We start from the raw sequence: 9,587 nt of genomic DNA, 5'->3' as shown, positions 1-9,587 counted from the left end.
CGCCGACGCGGTCCCGTACCGCGTCGAGCGTCCGCATCACGGCGAGCGTCCCCTCCAGCGGCACCAGCGGGGACTCCTTCTCGCCCGCCCGCAGGGCCCGCACCACCTCGGCCGCCTCGAACTGCATACCGGTCAGGTCCTGCGGCCCGGGGCCCGTGGTGACCTCCTCGGGCTCCCGGCCCAGACGGTGCAGGACGAAGCGCTCCGGGTGGAAGAAGCCCTGCGGGAAGTCGATCCGCCCCTTCGTGCCGGTGACCGAGGCGACGGTCGGCAGGTCCCCGACGATCGAACAGCCCAGCAGCGCCGTGGCCCCCGACTCCCAGCCCAGCAGCATCCCGGTGTTCAGGTCGACGCCCTCCGGCGACAGCAGCGCGTCCGCCTGGACCCGGTCCGGCTCGCCCAGCAGCAACTGGGCGAACGACACGGGGTACACCCCGAGGTCCAGCAGCGCCCCGCCGCCCAGCGCGGGGTCGCGCAGCCGGTGCCCGGGGCCGAGGTCGCCCGCGAACCCGAAGTCGGCCTGCACCGTGCGGATCTCACCGATGGCACCGTCCCGCACCAGCTCCGTCATCCGGCGGATGAGGGGATTGCAGTACGTCCACATGGCTTCCATCAGGAACAGCCCGCGCTCCCGGGCCAGGTCCACCAGCTCCCGCGCCTCACGCGCGTTGAGCGTGAACGCCTTCTCGCACAGCACGTGCTTGCCGGCCTCCAGGGCGAGCCCCGCCGCCTGCCGGTGCGCGGAGTGCGGTGTGGCCACGTACACGACGTCGACGTCGGCGTCGGCGACCAGCTCCGCCCAGCTGCCGTACGCCCGCTCGATCCCGAACCGCTCGGCGAACGCCCGCGCCGAGGCCTCCGCACGGGAGGCGACCGCCACGACCTCGGACGCCGGGTCCTCCATCGCGAGCAGATCCCCCGTGAACGTCGCGGCTATGCCGCCTGTCGCCAGAACACCCCAACGCACTGTCTTGCCCATGCCCGCCCGCCCTCACGCAAAAAGGTTTCGACCACTACGACTGACCTGAGAGCATAGATGCGGTTTCAACGAAGCGGAGATGAGGATGCCGGACAGCGGCGTGAGCCGGGCCCAGCAAGAAGAGCACACACACATACCGACGAAGACGGGTGCCGCACCCGGCGCCCCCACCGGCCTGACGAGCCCCGCCGCTCGGCGGGCCGGACTGCTGGTCACCCTGGTCCTGGGCGGACTCACCGCCCTGCCGCCCCTGTCCATGGACATGTACCTCCCGGCCCTGCCGGAGGTCACCGGCTCGCTGCACGCGCCGGCGTCCACCGTCCAGCTCACCCTGACGGCCTGCCTCACCGGCATGGCGCTCGGTCAGCTCGTCGTCGGACCCATGAGCGACCGCTGGGGACGGCGCAAGCCGCTGATCCTCGGCATGATCGTCTACGTGGTCGCCACCGCGATCTGCGCCTTCGCCCCCTCCGCGGAACTCCTCATCGGCTTCCGCCTGCTGCAGGGGCTGGCGGGCGCGGCCGGCATCGTGATCTCCCGGGCCGTGGTCCGCGACCTGTACGACGGCGTGGAGATGGCCCGGTTCTTCTCCACACTGATGCTGATCTCGGGCGTCGCCCCCGTCATCGCCCCCGTCATCGGCGGGCAGGTCCTGCGCTTCACCGACTGGCGCGGCATCTTCCTGGTGCTCACCCTCGTCGGGGTGGCGCTCACCCTCGTCGTCTGGAAGTGGCTGCACGAGACGCTCCCCGAGTCCGACCGGCACACCGGCGGCATCGGAGACGCGCTGCGCACCATGCGGGGGCTCCTCGCCGACCGCGTGTTCACCGGGTACATGGTCGCGGGCAGCCTCGCCTTCGCCGCGCTCTTCGCCTATGTGAGCGCGTCCCCGTTCGTGGTCCAGGAGATCTACGGGGCCTCGCCGCAGACCTTCAGCCTGCTCTTCGGGATCAACTCCATCGGCCTGATCGCGGTCGGCCAGATCAACGGCAAGGTGCTGGTCGGCCGGGTCAGCCTGGACAAGGCGCTCGGGTTCGGCCTCGTGGTCATCTCCCTCGCCGCGGTTGCCCTGCTGCTGATGACGTCCGGGGTCTTCGGTGATGTCGGGCTCGTGCCGATCGCCGTCGGGCTCTTCGTCCTGATGTCCTGCATGGGGCTGGCGATGCCCAACACCAACTCCCAGGCCCTGATGCGTACGCGGCACGCGGCCGGCTCCGCCTCCGCGCTGCTGGGAACGTCCCAGTTCCTCGTCGGCGCCATCGCCTCGCCGCTCGTGGGGATCGCGGGCGAGCGGACCGCGGTGCCCATGGCCGTCGTCCAGGTGGTGTGCGCCCTGTCCGCGTTGGCGTGCTTCCTGCTGATGTGCCGGCCGTGGCGGACCGGCACGGCCTCCCCCCAGGGGCAGCCGGCGGCCGGGGGCTGAGACGCACGGGGCCGTTCCCCCTCCTGCCGGGCCCCGGTGCCGGGGCACCGGCACGCGGGCGGGTGGCCCGGAGCGCCTACACTTTCGCGGTGAACGCCACCCTCCCCACCGCGGAAGCCCTGCGGACCTCCCTGGCCGCGCTGCTCGACGGGCTGCCGCCCACCCAGGCCGCGCAGGCGGTCGACCGGCTGATCGCCAGCTACCGCGGGACCACCCCCACCGACGCCCCGGTCCTGCGCAACCGCTCGGACGTCGCCGCGTACGCCGCGTACCGCATGCCCGCGACCTTCGAGGCCGTACGGACCGCCCTGGACGCGCTGCGCGAGGCCGCCCCGGAGTGGGCCCCGGCCACGCACACCGACATCGGGGGCGGCACGGGCGCCGCGAGCTGGGCCGTCGCGGGGGCCTGGGAGGGGCCGCGGACCACGGTCCTGGACTGGGCGGAGCCCGCCCTGGAGCTCGGCCGCGAACTCGCCGGGGCCTCCGGCATCCCGGGACTGCGGGAAGCCACCTGGCGGCGGGCCAGGATCGGTACGGCACTGGAGCTCGCCCCCACGGACCTGGCCACCGTCAGCTACGTGCTCAAGGAGCTCACCCCCGGGGACCGGAGCGCCCTGGTCGACGCCGTCGCCGGGGCCGCGCAGGCCGTGGTGGTCGTGGAGCCGGGCACGCCCGACGGCTACACCCGGATCATCGAGGCCCGCGACCGGCTGACCGCCGCCGGACTGAGCGTCGCCGCGCCCTGCCCGCACAGCGCCGCCTGCCCCATCGAGCCGGGCACGGACTGGTGCCACTTCTCCGCGCGGGTCAGCCGCTCGTCCCTGCACCGCCGGGTCAAGGGCGGCTCGCTCAGCCACGAGGACGAGAAGTTCAGCTACGTGGTCGCGACCCGCTTCCCCACCGATCCGGTACGCGCACGGGTCACCCGCAAGCCCCAGATCCGCAAGGGCCAGGTGCTGCTGGAGCTGTGTACGAGGGACGAGGGCCTCCGGCGCACCACGGTCACCAAGCGGCAGGGGCCGCTCTACCGCGCCGCCCGCGACACCGCGTGGGGCGACGCCTGGCCGCCGGCGGGCGGTCAGGCGGACGGGTGATCCGGGCCGGCGGGCCTCAAGGGCGTCCCCGCCCCGGGGGCCGGGAGCACCGCCCGCCGGGACCGGCGAGGGCGTGCCGGACCGCGGCGAGGGCCTCCTCGGCGGTGGCGTCGAGCTGTCCGGCGGCAGTCGTGTGACTCCGCGCGCTTTGCCGGCCGGCCTTGGCGTCGGGTGGTGGCCGGCGGTGCGACGACCGGGGTGCCGGAGCCCGGCGGCCACCGTGCGCGAGCGGGTCAGCCCCGCAGCTCCTGGGTGCAGCACTTCACGCTGCCGCCGCCCTTGAGCAGCTCGCCCAGGTCCATCGGGACCGGTTCGAAACCCCGGTCCCGCAGCGGGCCGAACAGCCCCACCGCGGCCTGGGGGAGCAGCACGTGGCGCCCGTCGCTGACCGCGTTCAGGCCGAGCAGCGCCGCGTCGGCCTCCTGGGCGATCAGCGCGTCGGGGAAGAGCCTGGCCAGTACGGCGCGGCTGCCCGGTGAGAACGCCCCCGGGTAGTACATGATCTCGTCGGCCGCGTCGTCCAGGACGCAGAGCGCCGTGTCCAGGTGGTAGTAGCGCGGATCGACCAGGTCGAGCCCGATCACCGGCCGCCCGAAGAACTCCTGCGCCTCGGCGTGGGAGAGCGGACTGGAGCGGAACCCGCGCCCGGCCAGCAGGTACGAGGAGGTGACGGCGAAATCGCCCTCGCCCTCGTTGACGTGGTCCGGTTCGCGGACGTCGGTGAAGCCGTTGGCCCGGAACCACTCCCGGTGCGCCTCGGCCTCCGCGTACCGCTCCCGGTAGGCGAACAGGGCGCCGAGCACACGGCCGTCGATCACGGTGGCACCGTTGGCGGCGAAGACCATGTCGGGCAGGTCCGGGCGCGGGGTGAGCAGTTCGACGGTGTGGCCCAGCGCGCGGTAGCGGTCGCGCAGGTCCTCCCACTGGGTGGTGGCCAGCGGCAGGTCCACGGGTTTCGAGGGGTCCATCCACGGGTTGATGGAGTACGTGACCTCGAAGTGGGCCGGGGCGCACATCAGGTAGCGACGAGGGGTGGCGTCACGGTTCAATGCAGGCTCCTCACGGACGGCAGCCTCGGCTGCGCGGCGCGGTGGGGTGGGCACGGGGTGGGTGCCTGCGTTCATGGTGCGCCCGAGCCGGGCGGATGCACAGTGATCCGAACGGGTGGTTCCCGGCGGCCCCGGTGCGGGGCGGCGGCGAGACCGGGGGCCCCGCCCTGCGACGCCTGTCACCCGGACTCCGGCCCGGTACCCCGTCCCGACCTGCCATTTCCTGACATTTACGGGGAAAACGCTCGCCTTTCCGGGGCGTCCCGAGCACCCCACTTGGGAACTTGGGCCACCCGGGGCGCAGGATGGTGGGACCATGGAGAGGTAACCGCTGAGGTGAGGGGATAGATGGGCGCCGATTCCGGCCGCTATCGCGGCACAGAGAGCAGGATTTCCCAGTGGCTGCGCCGACGGCCCAAACCGCAGCCGGAGGCCGACGACGCGGCGCGGCTGGCGCTGCTCCTGGCCGTCGCCGAGGCGGGGATGCCGATCTCACCCGCCGCACATCCGGTCGGTTACCGATGTTCGTGCGAACGCATCGGCTGCCCGACCCCCGCCCGGCATCCCGTCTCCTTCGCCTGGCAGACGCAGTCCACCACGGACCGCGCCCAGATCGAGCGCTGGGCCGCCGGCCAGCCACTGGCCAACTTCATCACCGCCACCGGTATGGTCCACGACGTCCTGGACGTCCCCCTGCCCGCAGGTCTCGCCGCTCTCGAACGGCTGACGGCCGCGGGCATCGACGTAGGTCCCGTGGCCCAGTCCGGGGACGACCGGCTGCTCTTCTTCACCGCCACCCGCGGCACCCCCGAGGACGAGGACGAGTGGTGGCCGTGCGAGCTGGACTGCCACCCCGAGACCATGGACGAGCACCCGGGGCTGCGCTGGCACTGCCGGGGCAGCTATGTGCTTCTCCCGCCCGCCCGGCTCCCCGGTGAGCTGGACGTGCACTGGATCCGCGGCCCGGAGCACCCGCTGCCCGACCCGCTGACCCTGCTCGAAACGCTCACCGACGCCTGCGCGCAGTACGCCGCGGCCGAGAGCGGCCTCGACCACGGCGCCGTGGCCTGGCCCCTCGGACGCTGAGACCGGCCCCGGCGGATCACCGGCCCGGCCGGTGTCAGGAGCCCTCCGCCGCGACCAGGCCCGGCAACCGGTTCAGGACGGTCACCTTGCCGGCGGCCTCCCCGTCGCCGCGCCCGGGGACGTACACCAGCTGGCTGGAGACCCGCTCCTTGGTGAGGGTGCTCTTCACCTCACCGGTCAGCAGCGCCTGGACGTCCGGGGTGACCGTCGGGCGCAGGCCCTTCGCCGCCGTCTGGCGCTCGAAGTGCTTGCTGCTGAAGAAGACCAGCGCCCCGCCGTCCTTCGTCATCAGCCCGAGCGGCGCGAACGCCCCGCCGTCCAGCGGCTGGTCGACGTACTGGTAGGAGAAGCCCGCCCTGACGGTCTTCTCCCGGGCCTCGCGCCAGCCCGAGGTCGTCGGCCCCGGCGCGAAGACGTCCGGAGCGCCCTTCTCCAGGTACCCCGTGTACGTCCGGCTCAGCTTCGCCGGTTCCGTGGCCAGGACCTCGTCGGCCCGGTCCGAGGCGACCGGCTCGGCCCAGCCGTCGGCGTCCTTGCGGAACTCGGGCACCTTGGAGGGGGAGAGGGTGGCCAGGTAGGCCGCCTTCCACGGCGCTTCGGGGCCGGTGCGCACGAAGACCAGCAACCAGCGGTTGTCCAGCTCCCCGCCGTCCTCGTCACGGTTGGAGTCGGTGTCCGCGAGGAACCAGCGCGGCCAGCCCACCTTCTTCGGGATGACGAAGTCGGCGTCGGTCAGCTCCAGCGGCTCGTGCGCCGCGTTGCCCTCCGGGGCGGACGCGTGGCGGGCCTTCAGCCCGGCCTGGTTGATCGCGCCGAGCGAACCGGTCACCCGGTCCGCGTCCAGCGCCGGGTCGTACGCCTTGTCCGCCTTGTTGTAGGCGTCGGTGAAGTCCGCCAGGGCCTGCGCGGCCTCGGCCTCGGTCGCTCCCGGCAGAACCTTCAGCTCGCCGTGCACCGTCACGCAGCCGCTCGCGCCCATGCTCAGCGCCGTCGCCGTCGCGAGCCCCGCCGCCAGTCGCCCCAGCCTTCTCATCCGTTGCCTTCTGCGCCTTCTGATCCGTCGTCCGCACTGACCGCCTGAACCCTACCGGGGCGGGCAACTGCGTGTGCGCGGGGCCGAGATACGGCACCCGACCGTGACATCGGGGCGGGCGCCGGCCGTACCGGGGAGGCGGCGTCCCGGGTCAGGCCCCGCGCTCCGGTACCACCAGCGGGACCCCGGTCCTCGGGTGCGGGAACACCTCGACCGGCTGCCGGTAGACCTCGCCCAGCAGCGCGCCGGTGAACACCTCGGCCGGCGGTCCGGCCGCCGCGGTCCGGCCGTCCCGCAGGACCACCGCCCGGTCCGCGTAGGCCGCGGCGAGGCCCAGGTCGTGCAGGACGACGACCACGGCGTCCCCGGCGGCGGCCCGTTCCCGGCAGATCCGCAGCACCAGTTCCTGGTGGCGCAGGTCCAGGGCGGCGGTCGGCTCGTCCAGGAGCAGCAGCGGGGCGCGTTGGGCCAGCACCCGGGCCAGGGCGACCCGGGCCCGTTCACCGCCCGACAGCGCGGAGAACGGCCGGGCCGCGAACCGGGTGACCTCCGTCGCCTCCATCGCGGCGGCGACCGCCGCGTCGTCCTCGTCCTCCTTGGCCGTGCCCGCCCAGGGCGCCCGGCCCATCCGCACGACGTCCTCCACCGGGAAGGGGAAGGAGAGGGCGGCGGACTGCGGCAGCACGGCCCGGCGCAGGGCGAGTTCGGGCGGCGACCAGGAACCGGCCGGCCGGCCGTCGATACGGACCTCGCCGCCGTCGGCGGGCGGCGAGCGCCGCCAGCAGGGTGGACTTCCCGGCCCCGTTCGGCCCGACCAGGGCCACCACCTCGCCCGCCCGGGCGGCCAGGTCCACGGTGTCCAGGACCTGCCGGCGGCCCAGCCGCACGGACAGGGCGACCGCCTCGGCGAGCGGGGCGCCGGGGGCCACGGGGACCGGCAGCTCCCGCTCGGTGCCCGGGCCGAACAGTCGTCTCAGCGCCTTCACGCCCAACCACCTTGCTTACGACGGGTCCGGCGCAGCAGCCAGAAGAAGAACGGGCTGCCGAAGAGCGCGGTCAGCACGCCCAGCGGGAGCTCGGCCGGGTCGGCCACGGTACGGGCCGCGAGGTCGCCGGCCACCAGCACCAGCGCCCCGCCGAGGGCGCTGCCGGGGACCAGGAAGCGGTGCCCGGGGCCGTTGGCCATCCGCAGCAGATGCGGGACGAGCAGACCCACGAAGGTGATGATGCCCGCGACCGCGACCGCCGCGGCGGTCAGCAGCGCGACGACCAGGACCAGGACGATCCGCAACCGCTCGACGTCCACGCCCAGGTGCCGGGCGGGCCGCTCACCGAGGGCCAGCAGGTCGAGCTTCTTGGCGTAGAACGGGGCGATCAGCAGCCCCAGCACCGCGCAGGGCAGGACGGCGAGCACCTTCGGCCAGGTCGCCTGGGCCAGCGAACCGAGCTGCCAGAAGGTGATCTGGGTGATCTGCGCGTTGTCGGCGAAGAAGACGAACAGGCCGATCAGCGCGCCCGCGAAGGCGTTCACGGCGATACCCGTGAGGATCAGCGTGACCACCTCGGTGCGCCCGCCCGAACGCGACAGCGTGTACACCAGCAGCACGGTGACCAGGCCCGCGGCGAACGCGCAGACGGTGATGGTCCAGTTGCCGAGGAAGTTCAGTCCGAGCGCGATCGAGGCGACCGCGCCGACCGCCGCGCCCGAGGAGATCCCGATGACGCCGGGCTCGGCCAGCGGGTTGCCGAACACGCCCTGCATCAGGGCACCGGCGCAGCCCAGGGAGGCCCCCACCAGCAGGGCGAGGACCACCCGCGGCAGGCGTACGTTCCACAGCACGCTCTCGCCGACCCGGTCCAGGGCGTGTCCGCCCAGGCCGATCCGGTGCTGGACGGAGGAGAGGACGTCACCGAGCGGAATGCTGTAGGCGCCGAGGCCGGCGGAGAGCAGACAGCCGATCAGCAGGGCCGCCGACAGGCCCACGGTGAGGACGAACGCCCGGCCCCGCCCGCGTCCACCGGTCTCCGTGGGGCCGGGGCCGCCGTCCTTCGTGGCGGGCACCTCCCGCGCGATGGCGGTCATCGGGCCAACCCGCCTTCCGGGTAGAGCTGCTCGACCAGTTCGGCCAGCACCCGGTCGGTGCGCGGCCCGTAGTTGAGCAGCACCCCGTCGTCGACGGAGACGATCCGGCGGTCCATCCCGGCGGGCGTCTCCGCGATGCCGGGGATCTTCACCAGCCCGTCGACGCCGCCGACCGATTCGAGGCCCTTGGTCATGACGAGGATCGCGTCCGGCGCCGCCTTGGCCAGTGCCTCGGCCGTGATGGCGGTGAAGTCCTTCGTCAGCCCCGACGCCTTCCCCGCGTCCACGGCGCCGGCCGCCTCCAGCAGCGAACTCGCCCCGGACTCCCGGCCGCCCAGCAGGTAGACGGAGGCCGAGCCGCGCAGGTACAGGAAGGCGACGCGGGGCGCCGCACCCTCCTCGCGGGCCGGGATCGTCCTGCGTACGGCCCCGATCCTGGACTCCGTACGCGCCTTCAGCTCGTCGCCCGAGGACGTCACGCCCAGCGCGGCGGCGACCGCGTCGATCCGGCGGCCCACATCGGCGAGTTCCTTGGCGGGCTCGACGACGACGAGCGGGACACCGGCGTCACGTATCTGGTCGATGGCCTCCGCGGGGCCGGTCGTGGTGTCCGCGAGGACGACCGTCGGCCTCAACGAGAGCACGCTCTCCGCCGACACGTCGTGGGCCCGGGTCACCACCGGTAGCTTTTCGGCCTGTTCGAAGGTGGCGGTGACGTCACGGGCCACCACCTCCTCGCCGAAGCCCAGGGTGAAGACGATCTCGCTGAGCGAGCCGGTGAGCGGGACGATCCGGTCGGCCGAGGAGACGGTGACCTCGGTGCCGTCTCTTATACACATC

8 protein-coding genes and 1 pseudogene are annotated in these 9,587 nt (G+C 73.5%); 3 read left to right on the top strand and 6 right to left on the bottom strand.

The window, feature by feature from the left end:
• The coding region (locus IH13_RS37815) for a Gfo/Idh/MocA family protein (protein WP_031085903.1) at positions 1–979 on the bottom strand (979 nt) is incomplete at its 3' end.
• Between the two features lie 85 nt (positions 980–1,064).
• On the opposite strand from IH13_RS37815, the gene IH13_RS0118710 reads away from it, so the two are divergent.
• Positions 1,065–2,402, top strand: coding sequence for a multidrug effflux MFS transporter (locus IH13_RS0118710; RefSeq protein ID WP_031085901.1), 1,338 nt, complete (start codon positions 1,065–1,067; stop codon positions 2,400–2,402).
• An 89-nt stretch (positions 2,403–2,491) separates the two neighbouring features.
• Positions 2,492–3,496: a small ribosomal subunit Rsm22 family protein gene (locus IH13_RS0118705; protein WP_031085899.1), complete on the top strand. Its 1,005-nt coding sequence runs from the start codon at positions 2,492–2,494 to the stop codon at positions 3,494–3,496.
• Positions 3,497–3,729: 233 nt separating this feature from the next.
• Here IH13_RS0118705 and ddaH read toward each other — a convergent pair whose 3' ends face one another.
• A complete protein-coding gene (gene ddaH, locus IH13_RS0118700; RefSeq protein WP_420713377.1) occupies positions 3,730–4,620 on the bottom strand; it encodes a dimethylargininase in 891 nt (296 codons plus the stop codon).
• Positions 4,621–4,893: 273 nt separating this feature from the next.
• Between ddaH and IH13_RS0118695 the strand changes: the two genes are divergently transcribed.
• Positions 4,894–5,631, top strand: a complete 738-nt coding sequence (locus tag IH13_RS0118695) for a bifunctional DNA primase/polymerase (RefSeq protein ID WP_031085895.1) — start codon at positions 4,894–4,896, stop codon at positions 5,629–5,631.
• 34 nt (positions 5,632–5,665) lie between these two features.
• On the opposite strand, the gene IH13_RS0118690 is transcribed toward IH13_RS0118695, so the two are convergent.
• The 4 genes and pseudogenes from IH13_RS0118690 to IH13_RS0118675 all read right to left on the bottom strand — a co-directional run.
• Positions 5,666–6,664: an SCO2278 family lipoprotein gene (locus IH13_RS0118690; RefSeq protein ID WP_031085893.1), complete on the bottom strand. Its 999-nt coding sequence runs from the start codon at positions 6,662–6,664 to the stop codon at positions 5,666–5,668.
• Positions 6,665–6,815: 151 nt separating this feature from the next.
• A pseudogene (locus tag IH13_RS37810) lies at positions 6,816–7,650 on the bottom strand (heme ABC transporter ATP-binding protein).
• Entirely contained in the window at positions 7,647–8,747 is a 1,101-nt protein-coding gene (locus tag IH13_RS0118680; RefSeq protein ID WP_031085891.1) for a FecCD family ABC transporter permease, read from the bottom strand. Before IH13_RS0118680 ends, IH13_RS37810 begins: the two are co-directional and overlap by 4 nt.
• On the bottom strand, positions 8,744–9,587 hold an 844-nt coding region (locus IH13_RS0118675), incomplete at its 5' end, for a heme/hemin ABC transporter substrate-binding protein (protein ID WP_031085889.1). The genes IH13_RS0118680 and IH13_RS0118675, both read right to left, overlap by 4 nt.

This window comes from Streptomyces sp. NRRL WC-3549, assembly GCF_000721935.1.
Taxonomy (GTDB): domain Bacteria; phylum Actinomycetota; class Actinomycetes; order Streptomycetales; family Streptomycetaceae; genus Streptomyces.
This window is presented reverse-complemented; position numbering and strand designations above follow the sequence as displayed.